This window comes from Brevundimonas vesicularis, assembly GCF_027105095.1.
GTDB classification, from domain to species: Bacteria; Pseudomonadota; Alphaproteobacteria; order Caulobacterales; family Caulobacteraceae; genus Brevundimonas; species Brevundimonas vesicularis_E.
Genome location: NZ_CP114278.1, coordinates 597,288 through 618,518 on the forward strand (window position 1 = coordinate 597,288; position 21,231 = coordinate 618,518).

Below are 21,231 nucleotides of genomic sequence, written 5' to 3' on the forward strand. Positions count from 1 at the left end.
TCCCGTCGAAGGATCGAACGATTTGAGGCCTCCCGTTTCGGCGGGAGGCCTTTTTCGTGGGCGGCGGGCGCGCTAGGACCGGCCCATGACCGATCTCATCGACATCCACGGCGTTTGCGCACCCGGCTATGAGGCCGTGCGCGACGCCTTCGCTGCCAACTTCACCGCGGCGCCCGAGGGGCTGAACGAGCAGGCGGCGCGGTTCAGCGTGCTGGTTGAGGGCGAGGCGGTCGTCGATCTGTGGGCGGGCCATGCGGATACGGCCAGGACGACGCCGTTCACCGACACCACCCTGACCTCGGTGTTTTCGACCGGCAAGGCGGTGATGGCCATCCTGATGGCAAGCGCGGTCGAGGCGGGTCAGATCGACTATGACCAAACGGTCGCGTCGCTGTGGCCCGAGTTCGGCGCGGCGGGGAAGGCGGAGGTCACCGTCGCCCAGCTGATGAGCCACCAGTCGGGCCTGCCGGGCTTTTCCGAGGCCGTCGATCCGACGATCTGGTTCGACGTGCCAGCCGTGCTGGCGCGGCTGGCGGCCCAGGCGCCGATGTGGGCGCCGGGTTCAGCCTCGGGCTATCACCCGATCACCGTCGGCTATCTGGCCAATGAGGTCTATCGCCGGGCGACCGGCCGGACGATGGGCCAGGCGCTGCGCCAGGACTTCGCGGAGCTGGACCTGTGGATCGGCCTGCCGGAAAGCGAGCATGCACGGGTGGCGCAGATGCGCAAACCCACGGCGGCGCCCAGCCTGGGGACCATCGATCCAATCAAACAGGCGGCCTTCCTGGATCGCGGCTCGGCGCCGGGCGGGCGCGGTTCGGCGGCCTGGCGCGAGATGGAAATCCCCTCGGCCAATCTGCACGGCACGGCCCTGGGACTGGCGAAGATGCTTGGGGTGGTGGCCAATCGCGGCGTTCTCGACGGGCGATCGGTGCTGTCGGCGGGAACACTGGATCAGCTGACGCGCGAGCGCATTCATGGGCCGGACAAGGTGCTGCCCTATACGATCAGCTGGGCGGCCGGTCTGATGCGCAATGCCGGGCTGAAGGTGTTCGGGCCGAACGACGCCTTCGGCCATTACGGCTGGGGCGGGTCCATGGCCATGGCGGATCCGTCGCGAAAGGTGTCGGCGGCCTATGTGATGACGCGCCAGTCGCCGCACCTGATCGGCGACCCCCGGCCCAAGCGGTTGCTGGACGCGCTCTATGCCGCCTTCTGAACCGGGCCGGGCGCGGTCAGCAGGCCGATCAGGCCGGCCAAGCCCGCGCAGCCGGCGCAGGTCAGGATTACGGCCCGAAAGGCCGCGTGGAAGGCGTCGCGGACGACGGGCGTGATCTCGGCGCCCGACATGACTTGGGCCAGTTGGGCGCGGGCGTCAGGCAGGTCGGCGACCCCGGCGAAGACCGCCGACAGCACCAGGCCCAGGAGGGCGACAGCCAGAAGGCTGGCCACGCGCGCCACCGCATTGTTGACGCCCGAGGCCACGCCGGTGTGGCCCGCCTTGACGGCCCCCATCACCGTCGCCGTCAGCGGCCCGACCGCCAGGGTCATGCCGATCCCCAGCACCGTCATCCCCGCCAGCGGTCCGTCGACATAGCCCGCGCCCGGCCCAGGCACAGCGAGAAGGGCCAGTCCGATCCCGGCCAGGGCCGGCCCGACGCTGAGCGACAGGCGCGCGCCGAACCGATCGGCGACCCGTCCAGCGAGGCCGGAAAACAGGCCCATGACGGCGGCGAAGGGCAGCATGGCGGCGCCGGCCTCGGTCGCGCTCCAGCCGTGAACCCGGATCAGATCGAAGGGCAGGAAGAACATCGCCCCGCCCAGGGCGAAATAGAGCAGCAGGGTCAGCAGATTGATGCCGCTGAAGATTGAGGACGAAAACAGGCCCAGCGGCATCATCGGGTGGCTCTGGCGCGCCTCGGCCCAGAGGAAGGCGGCCAGCAACGCCGCGCCCACGACCAATCCAGCCGGGATGACGGGCGATGCGAACCCCAGGTCGGGCGCGGCGGTCAGGGCCCAAGTCAGGGCGCCCAGTCCGGCGACGGCCAGAAGCGCGCCCAAACCGTCTAGACCGCTCGCGTCGGGATCCCGGCTCTCGGGCGTGGCGGCCAAGGTCACGACGGCGGTGAGGATCGCCAGCGGGACGTTGATCCAGAAGATGGCGCGCCAGTCGGCGGCGTCGGCCAGCCATCCCCCGATCAGCGGCCCGACCATGCCGGTCAGGGCCCCGAACCCGGCCCAGGTTCCAAAGGCCTTGCCGCGCTCCTCGGGCGGGAAGGTGGCGCCGATCACCGCCAGGGCGCCGGGCGTCAGCAGGGCCGCGCCGATCCCCTGGATCGCCCGGCCGGCGACCAGGGCCTGGACGGTGGGGGCGAGGGCGCAGCCGATGGAGGCCATGGCGAAGATCGCGACCCCGATCAGAAAGATCCGCCGCCGTCCGAACCGATCGCCGGCCGCGCCGCCGATCAAAACCAGGGCGCCCAGCGTCAGCAGATAGGCGTTCGACACCCACTGGACCGCCGCCATGCCGGCCGCGAAATCCCGCTGCACGGCGGGCAGGGCGACGCCCAGAGCCGAGCCGTCGATGAAGGTCAGGCTGGATCCCAGCACCGTCGCGGCCAGCACCCAGCGTTTGCGCGCCGCCGACAGCGTATGGGCCGGTTCGGCGGCGGCGTGGACCTGTCCGCCTTCGCAGGGGCCCGGTTGGGCGGTCGTCATGGCCTCGCCTCCGTGTGGGCGAACGCTACGCCGGTTCCGCCGTGGTCTTCAACGCCTCGCGCGCGGCGCGGCTGCGATTGAAGGCGGCCAGGGCGAAGACGCCGGCGCCGGCCCAGATGAAGACGAAGGAGACGATCCGCAGCAGGGTCAGCGGCTCGCCGGTCGCGACGCCGCAGGCGAACTGCAGCGTCGGGGCCAGAAACTGGATGAAACCGACCGTGGACAGGGGCAGACGCCGAGCCGACCAAGCAAACAGCGCCAGCGGGATCACGGTCGCCGGGCCGTTTACCAGCGCCCAGATCAGGCCGGAGGGCGAGGCGAACCCGACCGCCTGACCGTGGGTGGTCAGCCAGGCCAAAAAGACCGCGCCGATGGGCAGCAGCACCAGACATTCGACGAACAGCCCGGTCTGGGCCGAGGCGGGCACGCGCTTACGGATCACCGCATAGGCGCAGAAGGTGACGGCCAGGGTCAGGCCGATGATCGGCACATGGCCCAGGGCGATGGTCTGGATCACGACCCCGATGGCGGCCAGACCGATGGCCAGCGCGCTCCAGCGGTCGATCTTCTCGCGGAACAGCACGGCGCCGGCCGCCATGTTGAGCAGGGGATTGATATAGTAGCCGAGGCTGGCCTCCAGCGTCGCGTGATGCGTGGTGGCGAAGACGTAGAGGCTCCAGTTTGTGCCGATCAGCAGCGCGGACAGGGCCAGCCAGGCCAGGGTGCGGGGGGTTGCCAGCACCCGGCGCGCCTCGCCCCATTGCCCCGCCAGCAGCAGGACCAGGCCCGCCACGAAGACCGACCAGACCGCCCGGTGCGCCAGGATTTCGGGCGCGCCGAAGCCGTGCGCCGCCATCGCCATGAACAGCAGCGGCAGCAGTCCCCACAGGGTGTAGCAGGCGATGGCCGTGCCGACGGCGCGGGGGTCGTTGGGAGAGGGGGAGGCGGTCATGGGGTCCTTCATCCCCGCCGTCATCCTCGGGCTTGACCCGAGGATCGGGCGCGGCGGGCGCCTGTGCGTCACTCGTTAGCACCAGCGGCGGAACATCCGGTCCTCGGGTCAAGCCCGAGGATGACGGGGTGGAGCGTCAGACCGTGATCGAACGATATCCCGACGACGACTTGATCACGCCTGTTTCGTCCAGCAGCTGGGCGATCTGGACGGCGTTCAGGGCGGCGCCCTTGCGCAGGTTGTCGGACACGACCCAAAGGTTCAGGCCGTTCTCGACGGTCGTATCCTTGCGGATGCGGCTGACATAGACGGCGTGTTCGCTGGCGGCGTCGACGGGGGTGATGTAGCCGTCGTGCTCCTGCTTATCGATGACCAGCACGCCGGGCGCCTCGCGCAGGATGGCGCGGGCCTCGTCGGGTTCGATCGGGCGGTCGAACTGGACGTTCACGGCCTCAGAGTGACCCACGAAGACCGGCACGCGCACGCAGGTGACGGTGACCTGGATGTCGGGGTCCAGCATCTTGTGCGTCTCGTCCGACATCTTCTTCTCCTCGTCGGTGGAGCCGTCCTCGAGGAAGGAACCGATGTAGGGGATGACGTTGAAGGCGATCTGTTTGGGGAACTTCTTGGGCGTGGCGTCGCCCAGGCCGTAGATGGCTTTGGTCTGGTTCCACAGCTCGTCCATGCCTTCCTTACCGGCGCCAGACACCGACTGATAGGTCGAGACGACCACCCGCTTGATCTTGGCCGCATCGTGCAGCGGCTTCAGCGCCGTCACCAGCTGGATGGTCGAGCAATTTGGGTTGGCGATGATGTTCTTCTTGGTCGCATCCTTGATGGCGTCGGGGTTCACCTCGGGCACGATCAGCGGCACGTCGGCGTCCTTGCGGAAGGCCGAGGAGTTGTCGATCACGATAGGACCGGCCTTGCCGATCTTCTCGGACCATTCCTTGGACACCGCGCCGCCGGCGGACATCAGGACGATGTCGACCTTTGAAAAGTCGAACTGTTCGATGTCCTGGCATTTGACGGTCTTGTCGCCGAAGGAGACCTCGACGCCCTTGGACTTGCGAGAGGCGATGGCGTGGATTTCATCGACGGGGAATTCCAGCTCCTCAAGGATGTTCAGCATTTCGCGGCCCACATTGCCCGTGGCCCCGACGATGGCGACGCGATAACCCATGATGCTTGGTCCTTCGGACGCGCTACCGCTCGGCTCAGCGGAGCCTTGCTGCTTGAGCGCGGTTTGGTGTGTGCTGTGCATTTAGGCGTTCGCAGCCGCGAAGCAATCGCTTTTCACTGTGCCGGGCTTTAAGCAGTCCTCTCATGACCTCCCGTATTCGCAACGCCTACGACATCCGCGTGGAAGAGGGCGTGCTGACGCCCGATCCGGCGCAGGAGAGCGTGATCACGGCGCTGGAGCGGCTGGAGGTCGATCTGGCCAAACGCGGCCTGTTCGGCAAGGCGCCGGAGGTGCGGGGCGTCTATCTCTACGGCCCGCCCGGACGCGGCAAGTCGATGCTGATGGACCTGTTCTACTCGGCGACGCCGGAGCCGCGAAAGACGCGCGCGCACTTTCACGCCTTCATGGCCCGCATCCACGATCTGGTGAAACAGTGGCGTGAGGGGGATGCGAAGACCCGCAAGGCCGTGTTCGGAACCCACAGGGGCGACGACCCCATCCCGCCGATCGCGAAGCTGATCGCGTCGGAAGCCCGGCTGCTGTGTTTCGACGAACTGCAGGTCACCGACATCGCCGACGCCATGATCCTGGGCCGGCTGTTCGAAGCCCTGTTCGAGGATCGGGTGGTGCTGGCCATCACCTCGAACCGCGCGCCGGAGGACCTCTACAAGAACGGCATCAACCGTCAGCTCTTCCTGCCCTTCATCGACATCATCCGCGAGCGCTGCGTGGTGGTGGAGACGGCCGGGGCGCGGGACTGGCGGCTGGATCGGATGACCTCGGCCCAAGTCTGGCACACGCCGGACGACCGCGCGGCGTTCGAGGCGTTGTGGCGCGAGCTGAAGGGGGGCGAACCGGAAGAGCCGGCGCACCTGAGCGTGTTGGGCCGCGATGTGGTGGTGCAGCGCACCGTGGGATCGATGGCGCGGGCGACGTTCGCGGAGCTGTGTGCCAGGCCGCTGGGGCCGCAGGACTATCTGGCCATCGCCCAGCGGTTCCACACCCTGTTTCTGGAAGATGTGCCGATCCTGAGTTCGGCCAACCACCACGAGGCGCGGCGTCTGGTGACCCTGGTGGACGCCCTCTATGAGGCCAAGACCAAGCTGATTGTGCTGGCGGCGGCCAAGCCGGAGGCCCTCTATACCGAAGGGGTGGGGGCGTTCGAGTTCGAGCGCACCGTGTCGCGCTTCAACGAAATGCAGAGCAAGGACTGGCTGGCGCACGTCCAGGATTGAGCGGGCAGATCCAATCTAATGAGGGGTGAATCCGGCTGAGCATTGATTTGACTTGTAAAGTTATAGCTTTAATAAATATCTGATTCTGTTATCTTTTTGTTGAGGTGCAGATGGCTGACGCTACATACAATTTGAACGGCGGCTTTAAGCCAACAGCGAAGAGATTTGCTGACCTGAACGGGCCAGATTTCTTTCCAACTCCGGCTTGGGCAACGCATGCTCTTGTTGAAAGTGAGAAATTTTCGGGCGAAATATGGGAGTGCGCGTGCGGGGATGGAGCAATGTCGCGTGTCCTCGAAAGGGCAGGGCCAGTTATAAGCTCAGATCTGTATGATAGAGGTTACGGAGAAGTTGGATTAGATTTCCTCGAATCAACAAAAACCGCAGATAACATTGTAACAAACCCACCATTCAACGCTGCGGAAGGATTTGTTCGGCAAGGGGTAAAGCTTGCAAATAAAAAATTTGCACTGTTACTCAGGTTGGCGTTTTTGGAGGGCGCGAATAGAGCGTCAACGATATTTAAGGACACGCCGCCTAGCAGGGTGTGGGTCTTTAGCGAAAGGATAACTTTCTATCCAGCAGGAGCGGTACAAGGCGGTAGTGGAACTACAGCGTACGCATGGTTTGTCTGGGATAAAGACGCCGAACAGCGAACAGATCTTTTGTGGTTGCCGCCGGGGTATAAGAAAAAATTCTCTAGTACCCGAGAGACGTTAGATAGTCGCGACCTTTTTGCGTGATTTCTAGTCCATCATTCCGACGGATTGCGAACCCGCGTGAAAACGGACTTCTTGAGCTGCCTTGATGGCAAACCACGTTGCCTACAATCTGGTAGTAAAGAGGCTCGCCGGAGCGTGTCTTTGAGATCGCGCGATCCTGTGGGGTGATCGTTATATAATTTCCGACCTCTGCTTTAACCTCAGTCGTGCTGGCAAATCCATTTGGCTTGCTGCGGGCTACAAGCAGCGCGGCTATGCGCATTTCGCTTTCCGGCGTGCGATTGTTTTTGGTTTTAGCCATAGTATTTCCCCTTGCTGATATCGGCACTTAAGGTTGCATTTTCGCCTCCGCAAGGGGTGTAATCCGCGTTCGGCGAATGGTGGTCCATTTTTCTGTTCTGACGAATTTGGCTGGGTTCTCGCGCGAGAGTGAGTGAAGCTCTAGGGTATCGGCTGACCTTCGGAGTGTCTTCATGCGCCCCCTCGCCTTCGCCCCCGCCTCAATGGCCGCTCTGGCCTTCGCCGTTTCGCCGCTGACGGCGGGAGGAGCGTTCGCCCAGACGGGGCCGGCTGCGGCCAGTCGCGGTCTGACGCCGGGCGAGGTCGGGACGTGGATCACCGGGCTGGGCGGGCGCGTCGGGCCGGTGCAGACCGAGAACGGCCTGACCTTCTTCACCGTGACCAATGCGGGCCTAACCTGGGCTGTCTTCTTCTATGGCTGCGAGGCGTCTGGCTGCGGCGAGGTTCAGTTCAGCGCGGTGGTGCCGGGCGCCGGGGCCACGCTGGACAAGGTGAACGCCTGGAACCGCGACAACCGCTATCTGAAAGCCTTCCATACTGCGGCCGAAACGCCGACGGCGACGGTGCAGTACGATATCGTCGTGCTGTCGGGCGAAGGCGTGGCGCAACTGGCGGACCCGCTGACGGTCTGGCTGCAACTGCTGCCGAAGTTTGCGGGCCAGATGGGGTATGTGGCGCCGTAATGATGTCCCTCTCCCGGTGGGACAGGGCTTGAGCACACGGCGGCGATAGCCGTCGTTCTGGTGCGAAAGGGTGAGGGTCGGGTCGCGCGAGCTGGCCCACCGGCGGGCCCTCATCCGGCCCTTCGGGCCACCTTCTCCCCACGGGAGAAGGGAAGAAAGAAAAGGGCCTGCGGATCGCTCCGCAGGCCCCTCGCCATTCGATCGTCGCGCGGCTTACGCCAGCGAGGAATCGATGTCCTTGCAGGCTTGCAGCAGGCCCTGGACCGAGGCGACGGACTTTTCGAACATCGCCTTTTCTTCGTCGTTGGTGGTGAACTCGACGATCTTCTCGACGCCGCCGGCGCCGATCAGGGCGGGCACGCCGACGTAGAGGTCAGACAGACCGTATTCGCCCGACAGCCAGACGGCGCAGGGCAGGACGCGCTTCTGATCCAGCAGGTAGGACTTGGCCATGGCGATGGCGGATTCCGCCGGGGCGTAGAAGGCCGAGCCGGTCTTCAGCAGGGCCACGATCTCGCCGCCACCCTTGCGGGTGCGCTCGACGATGGCGTCCAGCTCGTCCTGCGACAGGAAGCCGGCGGCGACGGCGTCCGGCAGGGGCAGGCCGCCGACGGTCGAGTGGCGCACCATCGGCACCATGTCGTCGCCGTGACCGCCCAGGGTCCAGGCGTGGATGTCTTGAACCGACACGCCGGTTTTTTCAGCCAGGAAGTAGGCGAAGCGGGCCGAGTCCAGCACGCCGGCCATGCCGACGACCTTCTCCTTCGGCAGGCCCGAGAACTTCTGCAGGGCCCAGACCATGGCGTCGAGCGGGTTGGTGATGCAGATCACGAAGGCGTTGGGGGCGTGGGCCTTGATGCCTTCGCCGACGGCCTTCATGACCTTCAGGTTGATGCCGATCAGGTCGTCGCGGCTCATGCCCGGCTTGCGCGGCACGCCGGCGGTGACGATGCAGACGTCGGCGCCCGCGATGTCGGCATAGTCGTTGGCGCCCTTCAGGGCCACGTCCTGGCCGAAGACGGCCGAGGCCTCGGCGATGTCCAGCGCCTTGCCCTGCGGGGTGCCTTCGGCGATGTCGAAGAGGATCACGTCGCCCAGGGCTTCGCGCGCGGCCACGTGGGCCAGGGTTCCGCCGATCATGCCGGCGCCGATAAGGGCGATCTTCGCGCGAGCCATGGATGTCTCCGTTTATTGCGTGTGCGAAAGGGGATTAATCGTGCGGGCGGTCTAGACCCCTCGCGCGGCTGTCGCAAGAACCTCGCTTTACGGCCTTGGTCAGGCTTGCGAAGGTCCGGCGACAACCGGAGGATTTCGATGCGCCGTTCATTCGCTTTCGCCCTGCTGCTGGCGTCGGTCGCCACGCCTGTGCTGGCCCAGACGCCGCCCGCGACGATCGGCGACCGCTATATTCCCGCACCCTGGTGGATGCGCGATCCGGTAATCGCCTCGGTCGGCCAAGTGCGGGTGGAGATTCAGGCCAACCGCGCCTTCGTTTCGGCCAGCTTCCAGTCGGTGGACCGCAGTGTCGCCGAGGCCTCGCGCGCCGCCGCCGATCAGGTGCGGGCGCTGAGCCAAGCCTTGTCGGCCTATGGCGCGGACAAGGTTCGGGTCGAGACCAGCGTCACCACCCGGCCGCTCTATGACCAATACCGCGACGAAAACGGGGTGATGCGCGACAACACCCGCGCCGACCGCGTGGCCCGCTATCAGGCCGACGCTTCGGTCAATGTGACGGTGCGCGACGTGCGGCTGATCGAGCGTGTCTATGCGACCATCGTGGCCTCGCGTCCGACCTCGATCGGACAGGTGAACTTCAACCTGGAGCCGGACAACAGCTGGAAGGCCAATCTGCAGGCCGAGGCGATGAAGGATGCGCGTCGCCGGGCCGAGGCGGCGGCGACCAACGCGGGCGCGACCCTCGGGCGGGTCAAGATCATCGATCCGTCGGGCCGAGTCTGCCAGACGGACGTCCTGGCGGGCTGGCCTTCCTATGCCGCCAGCGGCGCGGGGCAGGAAACGACGGTGGACGATATCGTGGTGACGGGCGCACGGTCGCAAGCACGCATGGAATATGCCGCGCCGCCAGCTCCGCCCCCTCCGCCCGGAGGCGGCGCGCCCAGCGAGGCGCAGATCGAGGCGGCGCGTCTGGCGCTGCAACCGCCGTTGCAGACCCTGACCGACAGCGCCTGCGTCATCTACGGACTGAACTGATGGGGTTCGAGGTCGCGCCCGCCTTCGAGGCGGGCTCCCTCGCCGCCGCGGAATGGCCGCTGTGCCATGTGCGGCTTCAGGACGACGCCCGCTTTCCCTGGCTGATCCTGATCCCGCGCGTCGAGGGGGCGGTGGAGCTGGAAAACCTCAGCGTCGAACAGCGAGCCGTGTTGATGGAGGAGACGGTGCGGGCCGGGGCGCTGGTTCGGCGGCTGGGTGCGGTCGAAAAACTGAACGTCGGCGCCATCGGCAATGTGACGGCGCAACTGCATGTCCATGTGGTCGGCCGCCGCCGCGACGACGGTCTCTGGCCCGATCCGGTCTGGGGTCGCGGACCGGTTATTCCGTATGCGGACGGTGAGCGGGCGCGGCGGCTGACGATCGTCTCCGGCGGCTAGATGATATCCAGCGGCACGGCGTGTTTCGGGGGCGGGAAGGCCGCATCCAGCCGTTCCAGGTCTTCCAGGTCGAACTGGATGTCCAGAGCGTCGGCGTTGGCCTCGACGTGTTCGACGGAACTGGCCTTGGGGATGGCGATGACGCCGTCGTGGCGCAGGACGGCGGCCAGCGCCACCTGGGCCGGGCTGGCGGAATGGCGATTGGCGATGTCGCGGATCAGGGGCTGTTCCAGCAGTTCGCCCCGCCCAAGCGGCGAATAGGCCATCATCGGCATGTCGCGCGCCTGCATCCACGGAAAGAGGTCGAACTCCACCCCGCGCGAGGCGAGATTATAGAGCAGCTGGTTGGCGGCGCAGTCCTCGCCCCCCTCGATCTCCATCAGCTGCTCCATGGCGCGCAGGTCCAGGTTCGACACGCCCCAGCGGGCGATCATCCCCTCGTCGACCAGGTCGCGGAAGGCCTCGACGGTCTCCTCCAGCGGCACATGGCCTTCCCAGTGCAGCAAGTAGAGGTCCAGCCGCTCGACGCCGAGCCGTTCCAGCGACTTCTCGCAGGCCAGCATCATCTTCATCTCCGACGCGTTCTCGGGCCGGACCTTGGAGACCAAAAAGACCTCATCGCGGCGTCCGGCGATGACCTCGCCCACCAGACGTTCCGAGCGACCGTCGCCATACAGTTCGGCCGTGTCGATCAGGGTCATGCCCAGGTCGATGCCGCGCGCCAGGGCCTGCTGCTCCTCATCGCGCCAGGCCGGGTCGTCGCCCAGCTCCCAGGTGCCTTGGCCGAGGGCGGGAACGGTCGTACCGTCCGCAAAGGTGACGAGGCGGGTCATGTCCGTCCTGACGATAATGAGCGGCGAAAACGCCGTCGGAGGAAGCGATGCGAACCCGGCATATCAAGACCGACGGTCTGGTCCAACAGGTTCTGGAGGCCGGGTTCGAGGATGACAACGCGCCGCTGGTCCTGCTGATCCACGGTTTTCCAGAACTGGGGATCAGCTGGCGCGCCCAGGTCGAGGCGATCTCGCAGGCGGGCTATCATGTCGTCGCCCCGGACATGCGGGGCTATGGCGGGACCGACAAGCTGGCAGGTGTCGAGGCCTACTCGATCCTGCATCTGGTCGGGGACATGGTCGATTTGGTCCGGTCGCTGGGCAAGGATTCTTGCGTGGTCATAGGCCATGACTGGGGCGCGCCGGTGGCCTGGCATTGCGCCCTGCTGCGGCCGGATCTGTTCACGGCGGTCGCGGGCCTGTCGGTACCGTTCCAACCGCGCCGACCCAAGGGACCGCCCACCGCCGCCATGGCCGCCATCTCGAAACGGGCCGGGCTGGGCGACCTCTATATCAGCCGGTTCCAGGCGCCGGATGCGCACCTTGCGCTGGACGCCGATTCAGCGATAGCGCTGAGGAAACTGTTCTACGCCTACGACGGCGCGACCCCCGCCGATCGCAGATCGACCGGCTTCATGCCCGAGGGCGTGGCCCTGCTCGACACCATCGCCGACGACGCGACCCTGCCGCCATGGATGAGCGAGGCGCATTTCGATGAATATGTGCAGGCCTTTTCGGCGGGCGGGTTCGAAGGACCCCTGAACTGGTATCGGGCGATGGACCTGAACTGGTCGCTGACGGCCTTTGTTCAGGACCAAAAGATCGCCCCGCCCGCCCTGTTCATCGTGGGCGAGGACGACCCGGTGCGCCACTACGCTGGCGGGCATGAGGCGGGTCTGAAGGACTGGGCGCCCAACCTGATCCGATCCGTCGTCGTGCCGGGCGCGGGCCACTGGATTCAGCAGGAACGGGCGGACGAGATCAACTGCCTGCTGCTGAATTTCCTGAAGGGCCTCTAGGCCGCCTGCTTCGTCGCCATCTGATCACGCACCTCGGCCACGATCTCCAAGCTGCGGATGCGGGCGGCGTTGTCGAACATCATGCCGGTGACCATCAGTTCGTCCACGCCGGTCAGGGCGATGAAGTCGGTCAGTTGGCGCTTGACGGTCTCGGGACCGCCGATGGCGGAATAGAGCAGGCGGCCCTTGGCGCCCGCGATCTGCTGCGGCGTCAGGATCGTGGTGATGTCGTCGACGGGCGGCGGCAGCTTGCCCGGCTTGCCGGTCGAGAGGCGGGCGAAGCTCTGCTGCATCGAGGTGGACAGGCGCACGCCCTGCTCGTCCGTGTCGGAGGCGAAGACATTGATCGCGGCCATGGCGTGGGGCTTGGCCAAGCGGTCCGAGGGGACGAACTCGCGGCGATAGAGCGCCAGGGCCTCCAGCAGCAGTTCGGGTGCGAAATGGCTGGCGAAGGCGTAGGGCAGGCCGAGCTGGCCGGCCAGTTGCGCGCTGAACAGGCTGGAGCCCAAGAGCCAGATCGGCACGCGCAGGCCGGCGCCCGGGACGGCGCGGACGGGCTGATTCTCGGACGCCGGTTCGAACCACTGGATCAGTTCGACGACGTCGCGCGGAAACTGGTCGGCGCCTTCGAAATAGCGCCGCAGCGCACGGGCGGTGGCGCCGTCCGTGCCGGGCGCGCGGCCAAGGCCGAGATCGATGCGGCCGGGGAACAGGGTCTCCAGCGTGCCAAACTGTTCGGCGACGACCAGGGGCGCATGGTTGGGCAGCATGACGCCGCCGGAGCCGACGCGGATGCGCTCGGTCCCCGCCGCGACATGACCGATGACGATGGCGGTCGCGGCGCTGGCGATGCCGGGCATGTTGTGATGTTCGGCCAGCCAGAACCGCTCATAGCCGAGCCGATCGGCGGCCTGGGCCAGAGCCAGGGTTTCATCCAGGCCGCGTCGGGCGTCGCCGCCTTCGACGATGGGGGAAAGGTCGAGAACTGAAAAGGGGATCATGACGCCTAGATCGGGTCTGTCCCTCGGGGTTCAAGGGCGAGGGTCTGGAACCGCAACCGGATCAGGCGCTTTAAACTCATCTCGACGAACGGAGACTGCGTCATGACCGACACCGATCCCACCAAGCCCGAAGCGGATTGCGACGACGCCCGCGAAGCCGCCGACATGGGCGAAAAGCCGGATCTGGGTCACAAGGCGGATACGCTGATCGACGCCCTGGACGGCAGCGATTCGGGATCGGACACGCGGGCGGGTTCGCTGCGCGGCGGGTCGGCTGCGGGCACGGATGACGACCCCGATTCCGCCAAGATCAATGCGCGTCTGGCTCAAGAAGGGTTGGCCGATAAGGGCGCGGCGGATCAGGACGACGCCGCCGACTGAGCGGGCGCCTTGTCGCCGCCGCAACCATGCGCCACGGTGGCGCTCTGACCCTCTCGGTCCAAGGACGATCTCTCGATGACGCTTCGCTTGGCGGCCTCCGCCGTCGTGGTTCTGTTTTGCCTCGCAGGATGTGATCGTTCGGCCCAATCGGTCGAGGCCAAGGCTGCGCCCAAAGCGTCAGCGCCGACCGTCGCTGATGCGACGCCTCCAACAGCCGAAGCGCCCGCTGTTGTAGGGGGGGCTGCGTCAGCCGCGGCCGACGGCGCGCCGTCCTTCGCGGTCCTCTATCCCGGCGCACAGGTGGACGGGCAGCCGCTGGCCGCTGGCGGCGAGTCCGGGCCGGGCAGTCTGGTCACCTTCACCACCACCGCGTCGCCGGACGAGGTCGTCGCCTTCTATCGCGAGCGCGCCGAGAAGGCGGGCCTGCGGTCCGTCGCCGGTATGAACCAGGGCGAGACGCGCGCCTATGGCGCGGCGGCCGACGCTGTAAACGGCGCCTCCTTGCAGGTCGTCGCCACGCCGACCGAGACCGGGGAAACCTCCGTGCAATTGGGCTGGAGCGCGGGTCAGTGAAGCGCGCCGCCGCCCTCAGCGCGGCGATGGCGACGCTGCTGATCGCGGGTTGCGCGGGCGCGCCTAGGTCGGCGCTTACGATCCCGACCGATGGCTTTCTAAGCGATCAGGCAATCATCGAACTGGCGGACGCCGCGCCGCCGCCTCCCGCCCAGGGGGGCGCGACGGACCTAGCGGACAAGGCGGCCTCGGCGCGGTTTGTGGCGCTGGAAGACGGCGATCGATGGCTGTTGGCGACCGCCCATGCCGAGTTGCGTCCGCCCCTGGCCCTGCAACATTTCGACTGCGCTTTGGGCGTGCGGCTGGGATCGGCCGAGACGCCTGCGCTGGACCGGGTGATGGCGCGGATCTTCCATGACGCGAACAGTGCGGCCGAACGCGTCAAGGCGCGCCACGCGCGGCTGCGGCCGGTCGGCGACGACCCCAGTCGCCGCGCCTGCCAGACCCTCACGCCGGCAGCGAGACGCAGCGCCTCCTATCCGTCCGGCAGCGCAGCGGTCGCGGCGGCCTATGGCGAGGCCTTTGCGGCGCTGCAGCCGGACCGGGCCGAGGCCGTGCGCCGGATCGGCCACGAGATCGGGGTCAGCCGCCTAGTCTGCGCCATGCATTATCCGACCGATGTCGCGGTCGGCGAACGGATCGGGCGGGACGTCGCGGCCCGCGCCATCGCCAGCCCGTCCTTCCAGGCGGACATGACGGCGGCGAGGGCCGAGCTCGCGGCCGCGCGTCGCAGCAGCCTGACCAATCCCGGCTGCGCGGCTGAGCGCGCGGCCTTGGCGATCCCCTTGCCCTGATATGACGGCGGCGCTGGCTCTCGCCCTGCTGACCCTCCAGGCCCCGGCCGACCGGCCGTGCACGCCGCAAGAGGTGGCGGCGCTGACGGCGCCGTCGACGCAGCCGTATCGCCTGACGTGCCAAGCCGAACTGTCAGGCGTCGATATCCGTCGCCGCGTGCTGATCGAGGGCGCGGAAAGCTCAGGGGCTTCACTGGATTGCGGGGGCGGGACGATCCGCGCGCCGGGCCCGGCGACGACCGCCGCCCCGACCATCGCGGTCTGGTCTCGCCGCGAGGGCGATCAGTGGTCGCGGCCGGTCGATGTGACGATCCGAAACTGCACCGTCGTCGGCAATGTGCGGATCTGGGGCATGGGAGCGGGCGGATCGATGCGCGACCTGCTGGCCTCGTCACGCACGGCCGGACACACGCAAGCGGCCCAATCCGCGGCGCCAATCCGCGTCACCTTGGATCGGGTTCGGTTCGAGGGCGTGGGGACCATTCCTCTCTATGTCGGGCCGGGGGTGACGCGCACCACCGTGACGCGGTCCCGCTTTGTGGGCCGTTCGACCTCGACCGCCGTCTATCTGGACGCCGAGAGCGCAGGGGCGCTGATCCAGGACAACGATTTCGATATCCGCACCGGGCGCGAGCAGATCGCGGTGGACGGGTCGGGCGCCAACCGCATCGTCGGCAACCGGCTGGCGCTGGACGGACAGGGCGGGGTGTTTCTGTACCGCAACTGCGGCGAGGACGGCGTGATCCGCCACCAGACGCCGTCCTATAATCAGATTACGGACAATCTGTTCAGCGGCGCGGGCTGGCTGAGGCCACGCGCGGTTGTGATCGGGTCGCGCGAGGGCGGACGACGCTATTGCGGCGACGACCGCGGCTGGCCGTTCGGCTCCAGCGCGGACGACGGCGACGGGGCCACGGGCAATCTGACGGCTCGGAACATCGTGCGGCGCTGATCGGACGCCTTGCGCAGAGCGGTGGTTCGGGGCTGATTGCGGGACAGAGCGATCGGGGGATTGGATATGCGGTGGGTGTTGTTTCTGGCGTCCCTTGTGGCGGCCCTCGGCTTGGCGGTGCTGACCGCGCAGACGCCTAAACCCCTGCCCGCCTCGACGCCTGCGGTCCAGTTCTCGGCTGCGCGCGCCATGATGGACGTGAACCGGATCGCACGAGCGCCGCATCCCGTCGGCTCTGCTGAACATCGGCAGGTTCAGACCTATCTCGGCCAAAGGCTGACGGCGCTGGGGCTTCAGCCCAGTCTCCAGGCCGGGGCCCTGTCGCCCGCCGCCGTCGCGCGGCTCGAGCGTGAGGGTGGAAATGCGGGCGGCGTTCAGGCCGTCAATATCGTCGGTGTCCTGCCGGGACGGAATCCGGCCCTGCCTGCCGTCGCCATCATGGCGCATTACGACACCTCGCCGACCTCGCCCGGCGCCGCCGACGACACCTCCGGCGTGGCCGCCATTCTGGAGGCCGTGCGCGCGATAAAGGCGCGGGGCGGGGCCGAGCGGACGCTGCTGGTCCTGTTCACCGACGCCGAGGAGCTGAATCTGGACGGGGCGCGGGCCTTCTTCAGCGAACATCCGCTGCGCGACGACATCGGCGCGGTGATCAATCTGGAGGCGCGGGGCGGCGGCGGGCGCGCCATGATGTTCGAGACCGGACCCGGCAACGCCCAGACCATCGCCCGCTATGCTCAGGCAACCCAGAGGGCGACGGGCGGGCCGTCCAGCAACGCCCTGGCCATCTTCGTCTATCGGCTGATGCCCAATGGCACGGACTTCACCGTGGCGGCGGATCGGAGGCTGGCGGGGATCAATCTGGCCTTCATCGGCCGCCCGGCGCAATACCATTCACCGTCCTCGACGCCGCAGGCGCTGGATCAGGGCAGCGTGCAGCATATCGGCTCCCAGGCGCTCGAGATGGTCGATGATCTGCTGCGGGCGCCGACCCTGCCGCAGGCGACGCAGAACGCGGTTTATGCGGATGTGTTCGGCCTGTTCGTCGTGCAGCATTCCCCGGCGATCGGCTGGCTGCTGCTGACCGTGGGAGTCCTGGCGACGGCCTTCGCCGCCTGGGGCGCGCGCCATGTCACGGGCTTGCGGGCGACGTCGGTCGTGCGGGGTGCGGCGGATGGTCTGTGGTTGTTGGCGAGCGCGGTGGTGGTGGGACAGGCGGTGCGCGTCCTGGCCGGGCCGATCGGTCGTCGCGTGGATTCGGCCGACCTCTATTACACCTTGCTGCGTCGCCTGCCGGTTCTGGAAATCGCCGTGGCCTTGGCCATGCTGGCCCTGGTTCTGATGCTGACCGCAGGGCGACGCCTGCTGGGCCGATGGGGCGCGGCCGGGGTTGTCCTGGCGGCCTTCGCGATTGCAGCGGCGCTGGGCGGTTTCAGCCTGCCGGTCCTGGGGGCGACGGTGATCGCTCTGGCGCTCAGCCTGGGGCGGCCGAAACCGCAGGACGCAGACGCCGTCTGGGGCGGCTGGCTGGGGCTGATCGTCCTGGTCCTGATCCTGGGCGGCGGGGTGCAGGCGGCGGCGCCGGAAGCCGCCTTCCTGCTGCTGTGGCCCGGTCTGATCGCCGCCCTGGCGGCCGCGTCGACGGCGGTGATCGGCGCCCGCTTCGGCTCGTGGGCGTCCTTCGCACCCGCCGTCGTCGCCACAGCCCTGGTCGGCGGGTGGTTGCTGGTTCAGGGGCACGGCGTCTTCCTGGGCGTCGGCATGGACATGCCTGGCGCGGTGGGGCCGATCGCCCTGATGATCGCGATGCTGGTCCGCCCGCTGGCGCCTCGATCGGGGCGGGCCTTGCCGATCTTCGCCGCCGCCAGCCTAGCGCTGGCTGTTGTGGTCGCCGTGGGGGCCAGGTTGGTCGCTTGATCCGGATGCGTTTCGCAGTCGTCCGAGCGATGAAACCCGGCTAAGCATACCGCTGCTTTTATCGGGGCCTCGGCGCGCTTGCACCATCTTCACGTCAATCCGTTCACCGTCCTGTCGCTGGCGATAGCGACCCTGGGCGCGTGGACGGCTCTGGATCTGTTCAATCGAACCCGCGATCAGATCGGTGCGACGCGGTTGCGTTGGCTGGGCGTCGCCGCCTTGGCCTTGGGCGTCAGCATCTGGTCGATGCATTTCATCGCCATGCTGGGGTTCGAGGCCGAAGTCTTCTATGATCCCGGCCTGACGCTGGTCTCCTTCCTGCTGGCGACGACCGGCACATCCGCGGCCTTCCTGACGGCGGGGACGGCGCAGGCCAGCCCCTTGCGACTGGCGCCGGCGGCCCTGCTGATGGGCGGGTCCATCGTCGCCATGCACTACGTCGGGATGGCGGCGATGCGGACGAACGCCGTCTTGAGTTACCAGCCCGTGCTGGTCGCCCTCTCGGTGCTGGTTGCGGTCGCCGCCGCCTATGCCGCCCTGATTGCGGCCCGCCAGGAGCGGAGCCTGGCCTGGCGCGCGGTCGCCGCCGTGATCCTGGGTCTGGCCATCGTGTCCATGCACCATGTCGGCATGGCGGCCCTGATCCTGACCCCCATCGCCGACGCCGGGCCGGTGGAGGGCGGGGCGTCGCCGGTGGTCTTGGCGGTCGCGGTGACGACCGGGGCGGTGACGTTGCTGTTTCTCGCGCTGGGGGCCTCGATCGTGGATCAGCGCGCCAATGTCCTGGCGGCCGTGGACGCGGGCGGCGTCGGCTTCTGGGAAGCGACCCTGCCGATGAAGACGACGATGATGTCAGGCCGCGCGCGCGAAATCCTGTCCATCGACGCGGACAGCCGTCTCGGAGCCACCGAGATCGGCGATCGTCTGTCGCCCGAGGATCTGCCGCTGCATCGTCAGGCGCTGGAGCGCGCCTTGGCGGGCGAGGGCGAATATGATCAGGAATGGCGTCTGCCGGCCTCTGGCCGATGGATCCATCTGAGGGGACGCCTGATCCGCAGTCGTTCGGGCCGGCCGATCAAGATGTCGGGCGTCATCACCGACATCACCGATCGCCGTGAGGCCTTCGCCGCCTTGGCCGACAGCGAACGCTTGCAGCGACTGCTGATCAACGAACTGAATCACCGGGTGAAGAACACCCTGGCCACGGTGCAGTCCATCGCCCACCAGACGGCGCGGCGCACGCCGGATGTCGCCACCTTCACCGCCCTGTTCGAGGCGCGGCTGGTGGCCCTGTCCAACACGCAGAACCTGCTGACGGCCGCGAACTGGGAGCATGTCGATCTGCGCGCCATGCTGGCTCAGGAACTGGGCCCCTATGCCGAGGAACAGGTTCGCCTGACCGGTCCGGCCGTCGATCTGAACGCGCAACAGACGTTGGGGATGGGGATGGTCTTTCACGAACTGGCGGTGAACGCCGCCAAATACGGCGCCCTGTCGAACGCCTCGGGCTGCGTGCGGATCGACTGGTCGCTTGCTGACGGCCATCTGCTGCTGGATTGGGTGGAAAGCGGCGGGCCGGCGGTGTCACCGCCTCAGCGCAAGGGCTTCGGTTCGGTGCTGATCGACTCGACGATCAACCGCTCGCTGCACGGCTCGGCGGTCATGACTTACGACCCCGATGGCGCCAGCTTCAGCCTGCGCCTTCCGCTCTAGCCTGCGTCAAAAACGGTCGCAGGTTTTGGTTGTTCTCGTTTTGATCGATGAGAACATCTTGTGAACTGGAACAAACCATGCACATAGTCGGCCTCACGAAACGGGGGCGGGTCCAGGCGGGTCTCTCCCAAGCTGAATGACGGGAATCATGGCAAGGGAGACGAAGGCAATGGCTTCACAGGCGGCACTCAAATTGGTGGGCAAGGACGACGGCGACAAGCAACGCGCCCTGGAGGCGGCGATCGCGCAGATCGATCGCGCCTTCGGCAAGGGTTCGGTGATGAAACTGGGCAAGGCGGGCGTGGTCGCCGAGATCGACAGCGTCTCGACCGGCTCGCTCGGCCTAGACATGGCGCTGGGCATCGGCGGTCTCCCGGTCGGGCGGGTTATCGAGGTGTTCGGCCCAGAATCCTCGGGCAAGACGACCCTGGCTCTGCACACCGTCGCGGAAGTGCAGAAGAAGGGCGGGGTCGCCGCCTTCGTCGACGCCGAACATGCGCTGGACCCGGTCTACGCCCAGAAGCTGGGCGTCAATCTGGATGATCTTCTGGTGTCGCAGCCGGACACTGGCGAGCAGGCGCTGGAGATCGTGGATACGCTGGTTCGGTCGGGCGCCGTGGACATTGTGGTCGTCGACTCCGTCGCGGCCCTGACGCCGCGCGCCGAGATCGAGGGCGAGATGGGCGACAGCCTTCCCGGCCTTCAGGCGCGCCTGATGAGCCAGGCGCTGCGCAAGCTGACGGCCTCGATCTCCAAGTCGAAATGCATCGTGCTGTTCATCAACCAGATCCGCCACAAGATCGGTGTCATGTACGGCTCGCCCGAGACGACGACGGGCGGCAATGCGCTGAAGTTCTACGCCTCGGTGCGTCTGGACATCCGCCGCACCGGCGCGATCAAGAACCGCGACGAGGTGGTCGGCAACACCACCCGGGTCAAGGTGGTCAAGAACAAGGTCGCCCCGCCATTCCGCGAGGTCATCTTCGACATCATGTACGGCGAGGGCATCTCCAAACTGGGCGAGGTCATCGACCTGGGCGTCAAGGCCGGCATCATCGAGAAGTCGGGCAGCTGGTTCAGCTATGACTCCACCCGGATCGGTCAGGGCCGTGAGAATGTGCGCGAGTTCCTGAAACAGAACCCCGACATCGCCGCCTCGATCGAAAAGGCTGTGCGCGCCTCGACCAACAAGATCGCCGACGAACTGCTGGGCACGCCCGAGCCGGACGAAGGCCAGGACCTGGAAGGCTGACGCCAGCCTCCGAGGCTGGGCGGACTGTCAAAGTTTGTCCCGGTCTCGGTCCGGTCTTTTCACCGCTACTCCGTCGCCCCTAGCGACCCGCCACCGACCCCGCGAAGGGCGGCGGAGCGACCCGCTCGACCTCGTGTCGGGCGGGTCTTTTTTAAGCTTTCGTCATTCCGGGCGGAGGGCCGCCTGGCCCGAAGACCCGGAACCCAGCGGCGCCGAAGGCGAAATCTATCCGCCGCACGACGTCGAGCAGCGAGTCCGCGACAGGTTCGCGCTTTCGCGCGCCGCTGGGTTCCGGGTCTTCGCTACTCTTCGCCCGGAATGACGAAATGGGTGGGGCGCCCCAAACGAAAACGGGCGACCCGAAGGCCGCCCGTTCCGTCTTCTGTTGATGTTC

At 67.1% G+C, this 21,231-nt stretch carries 20 protein-coding genes; 14 read left to right on the plus strand and 6 right to left on the minus strand.

Translation table 11 applies throughout. From position 1 onward, the window contains the following. Positions 1 to 85: 85 nt before the first annotated feature. On the plus strand, positions 86 to 1,219 hold the full coding sequence (locus O2K97_RS02875; RefSeq protein WP_269220373.1) for a serine hydrolase domain-containing protein: 1,134 nt from the start codon (positions 86 to 88) through the stop codon (positions 1,217 to 1,219). Here the strand turns inward: O2K97_RS02875 and O2K97_RS02880 are convergent. The 3 genes from O2K97_RS02880 to O2K97_RS02890 all read right to left on the minus strand — a co-directional run bounded on the left by O2K97_RS02880 (position 1,204) and on the right by O2K97_RS02890 (position 4,853). After that, positions 1,204 to 2,718, minus strand: a complete 1,515-nt coding sequence (locus tag O2K97_RS02880) for an MFS transporter (RefSeq protein WP_269220374.1) — start codon at positions 2,716 to 2,718, stop codon at positions 1,204 to 1,206. The genes O2K97_RS02875 and O2K97_RS02880 overlap by 16 nt on opposite strands. Before the next feature lie 25 nt (positions 2,719 to 2,743). Further along, on the minus strand, positions 2,744 to 3,670 hold the full coding sequence (gene rarD / locus O2K97_RS02885) for an EamA family transporter RarD (protein ID WP_269220375.1): 927 nt from the start codon (positions 3,668 to 3,670) through the stop codon (positions 2,744 to 2,746). A 136-nt stretch (positions 3,671 to 3,806) separates the two neighbouring features. After that, positions 3,807 to 4,853 carry an aspartate-semialdehyde dehydrogenase gene (locus O2K97_RS02890; protein WP_269220376.1) on the minus strand — a complete coding sequence of 349 codons (1,047 nt, stop codon included), beginning with the start codon at positions 4,851 to 4,853 and terminating at the stop codon, positions 3,807 to 3,809. Between the two features lie 143 nt (positions 4,854 to 4,996). Between O2K97_RS02890 and zapE the strand changes: the two genes are divergently transcribed. The 3 genes from zapE to O2K97_RS02905 all read left to right on the plus strand — a co-directional run bounded on the left by zapE (position 4,997) and on the right by O2K97_RS02905 (position 7,793). Continuing rightward, positions 4,997 to 6,088 carry a cell division protein ZapE gene (zapE, locus tag O2K97_RS02895; RefSeq protein WP_269220377.1) on the plus strand — a complete coding sequence of 364 codons (1,092 nt, stop codon included), beginning with the start codon at positions 4,997 to 4,999 and terminating at the stop codon, positions 6,086 to 6,088. Positions 6,089 to 6,198: 110 nt separating this feature from the next. Beyond that, the gene (locus O2K97_RS02900; protein ID WP_269220378.1) at positions 6,199 to 6,831 is read left to right on the plus strand and encodes a hypothetical protein; all 633 of its coding nucleotides are present in this window, start codon (positions 6,199 to 6,201) and stop codon (positions 6,829 to 6,831) included. A gap of 452 nt (positions 6,832 to 7,283) precedes the next feature. Next, the gene (locus tag O2K97_RS02905) at positions 7,284 to 7,793 is read left to right on the plus strand and encodes a YbjN domain-containing protein (protein WP_269220379.1); all 510 of its coding nucleotides are present in this window, start codon (positions 7,284 to 7,286) and stop codon (positions 7,791 to 7,793) included. A 213-nt stretch (positions 7,794 to 8,006) separates the two neighbouring features. Here O2K97_RS02905 and mdh read toward each other — a convergent pair whose 3' ends face one another. After that, positions 8,007 to 8,969: a malate dehydrogenase gene (mdh, locus tag O2K97_RS02910; protein WP_045809972.1), complete on the minus strand. Its 963-nt coding sequence runs from the start codon at positions 8,967 to 8,969 to the stop codon at positions 8,007 to 8,009. 138 nt (positions 8,970 to 9,107) lie between these two features. Here mdh and O2K97_RS02915 point away from each other — a divergent pair, with 138 nt between their 5' ends. Together O2K97_RS02915 and O2K97_RS02920 are read left to right on the plus strand one after the other, a co-directional pair. Next, positions 9,108 to 10,004, plus strand: a complete 897-nt coding sequence (locus O2K97_RS02915) for an SIMPL domain-containing protein (protein ID WP_269220380.1) — start codon at positions 9,108 to 9,110, stop codon at positions 10,002 to 10,004. Further along, entirely contained in the window at positions 10,001 to 10,402 is a 402-nt protein-coding gene (locus O2K97_RS02920) for an HIT domain-containing protein (protein ID WP_419466101.1), read from the plus strand. The genes O2K97_RS02915 and O2K97_RS02920 overlap by 4 nt, the downstream gene beginning before the upstream one ends. On the opposite strand, the gene O2K97_RS02925 is transcribed toward O2K97_RS02920, so the two are convergent. After that, positions 10,399 to 11,235 (minus strand): aldo/keto reductase, encoded by an 837-nt coding sequence (locus tag O2K97_RS02925; protein WP_055754301.1) that lies wholly within the window; start codon positions 11,233 to 11,235, stop codon positions 10,399 to 10,401. The genes O2K97_RS02920 and O2K97_RS02925 overlap by 4 nt on opposite strands. A 47-nt stretch (positions 11,236 to 11,282) precedes the next feature. Here O2K97_RS02925 and O2K97_RS02930 point away from each other — a divergent pair, with 47 nt between their 5' ends. Beyond that, positions 11,283 to 12,254, plus strand: a complete 972-nt coding sequence (locus O2K97_RS02930) for an alpha/beta fold hydrolase (RefSeq protein ID WP_269220382.1) — start codon at positions 11,283 to 11,285, stop codon at positions 12,252 to 12,254. On the opposite strand, the gene O2K97_RS02935 is transcribed toward O2K97_RS02930, so the two are convergent. Beyond that, complete coding sequence (locus O2K97_RS02935; RefSeq protein ID WP_269220383.1) at positions 12,251 to 13,255, minus strand: LLM class flavin-dependent oxidoreductase; 1,005 nt, start codon at positions 13,253 to 13,255, stop codon at positions 12,251 to 12,253. The two genes, O2K97_RS02930 and O2K97_RS02935, sit on opposite strands and share 4 nt — an antisense overlap. A gap of 102 nt (positions 13,256 to 13,357) precedes the next feature. On the opposite strand from O2K97_RS02935, the gene O2K97_RS02940 reads away from it, so the two are divergent. The 7 genes from O2K97_RS02940 (at position 13,358) to recA (ending at position 20,837) form a co-directional block, all read left to right on the plus strand. Continuing rightward, positions 13,358 to 13,636, plus strand: a complete 279-nt coding sequence (locus O2K97_RS02940) for a ribonuclease (protein WP_112863279.1) — start codon at positions 13,358 to 13,360, stop codon at positions 13,634 to 13,636. A 75-nt stretch (positions 13,637 to 13,711) separates the two neighbouring features. After that, a complete protein-coding gene (locus O2K97_RS02945; protein WP_112863280.1) occupies positions 13,712 to 14,209 on the plus strand; it encodes a hypothetical protein in 498 nt (165 codons plus the stop codon). Next, the gene (locus O2K97_RS02950; protein ID WP_269220384.1) at positions 14,206 to 15,003 is read left to right on the plus strand and encodes a PA-phosphatase; all 798 of its coding nucleotides are present in this window, start codon (positions 14,206 to 14,208) and stop codon (positions 15,001 to 15,003) included. Before O2K97_RS02945 ends, O2K97_RS02950 begins: the two co-directional genes overlap by 4 nt. A 1-nt stretch (position 15,004) precedes the next feature. After that, positions 15,005 to 15,955, plus strand: coding sequence for a right-handed parallel beta-helix repeat-containing protein (locus O2K97_RS02955; protein ID WP_269220385.1), 951 nt, complete (start codon positions 15,005 to 15,007; stop codon positions 15,953 to 15,955). 66 nt (positions 15,956 to 16,021) lie between these two features. After that, positions 16,022 to 17,872 (plus strand): M20/M25/M40 family metallo-hydrolase, encoded by a 1,851-nt coding sequence (locus O2K97_RS02960; RefSeq protein WP_269220386.1) that lies wholly within the window; start codon positions 16,022 to 16,024, stop codon positions 17,870 to 17,872. A gap of 78 nt (positions 17,873 to 17,950) precedes the next feature. Beyond that, on the plus strand, positions 17,951 to 19,585 hold the full coding sequence (locus O2K97_RS02965) for an MHYT domain-containing protein (RefSeq protein ID WP_269220387.1): 1,635 nt from the start codon (positions 17,951 to 17,953) through the stop codon (positions 19,583 to 19,585). A gap of 169 nt (positions 19,586 to 19,754) precedes the next feature. Next, positions 19,755 to 20,837 (plus strand): recombinase RecA, encoded by a 1,083-nt coding sequence (gene recA / locus O2K97_RS02970; RefSeq protein ID WP_055807377.1) that lies wholly within the window; start codon positions 19,755 to 19,757, stop codon positions 20,835 to 20,837. Positions 20,838 to 21,231 lie beyond the last annotated feature (394 nt).

Bases quoted from the DNA above. Each gene is read 5' to 3' on its own strand.
- O2K97_RS02875 (WP_269220373.1), top strand. From the start codon at position 86: ATGACCGATCTCATCGACATCCACGGCGTTTGCGCACCCGGCTATGAG.
- O2K97_RS02890 (WP_269220376.1), bottom strand. From the start codon at position 4,853: ATGGGTTATCGCGTCGCCATCGTCGGGGCCACGGGCAATGTGGGCCGC.
- O2K97_RS02905 (WP_269220379.1), top strand. From the start codon at position 7,284: ATGCGCCCCCTCGCCTTCGCCCCCGCCTCAATGGCCGCTCTGGCCTTC.
- zapE (WP_269220377.1), top strand. From the start codon at position 4,997: ATGACCTCCCGTATTCGCAACGCCTACGACATCCGCGTGGAAGAGGGC.
- O2K97_RS02960 (WP_269220386.1), top strand. From the start codon at position 16,022: ATGCGGTGGGTGTTGTTTCTGGCGTCCCTTGTGGCGGCCCTCGGCTTG.
- O2K97_RS02880 (WP_269220374.1), bottom strand. From the start codon at position 2,718: ATGACGACCGCCCAACCGGGCCCCTGCGAAGGCGGACAGGTCCACGCC.
- O2K97_RS02915 (WP_269220380.1), top strand. From the start codon at position 9,108: ATGCGCCGTTCATTCGCTTTCGCCCTGCTGCTGGCGTCGGTCGCCACG.
- O2K97_RS02935 (WP_269220383.1), bottom strand. From the start codon at position 13,255: ATGATCCCCTTTTCAGTTCTCGACCTTTCCCCCATCGTCGAAGGCGGC.
- rarD (WP_269220375.1), bottom strand. From the start codon at position 3,670: ATGACCGCCTCCCCCTCTCCCAACGACCCCCGCGCCGTCGGCACGGCC.
- recA (WP_055807377.1), top strand. From the start codon at position 19,755: ATGGCTTCACAGGCGGCACTCAAATTGGTGGGCAAGGACGACGGCGAC.
- O2K97_RS02955 (WP_269220385.1), top strand. From the start codon at position 15,005: ATGACGGCGGCGCTGGCTCTCGCCCTGCTGACCCTCCAGGCCCCGGCC.
- O2K97_RS02900 (WP_269220378.1), top strand. From the start codon at position 6,199: ATGGCTGACGCTACATACAATTTGAACGGCGGCTTTAAGCCAACAGCG.
- O2K97_RS02925 (WP_055754301.1), bottom strand. From the start codon at position 11,235: ATGACCCGCCTCGTCACCTTTGCGGACGGTACGACCGTTCCCGCCCTC.
- O2K97_RS02945 (WP_112863280.1), top strand. From the start codon at position 13,712: ATGACGCTTCGCTTGGCGGCCTCCGCCGTCGTGGTTCTGTTTTGCCTC.
- O2K97_RS02940 (WP_112863279.1), top strand. From the start codon at position 13,358: ATGACCGACACCGATCCCACCAAGCCCGAAGCGGATTGCGACGACGCC.
- O2K97_RS02930 (WP_269220382.1), top strand. From the start codon at position 11,283: ATGCGAACCCGGCATATCAAGACCGACGGTCTGGTCCAACAGGTTCTG.
- mdh (WP_045809972.1), bottom strand. From the start codon at position 8,969: ATGGCTCGCGCGAAGATCGCCCTTATCGGCGCCGGCATGATCGGCGGA.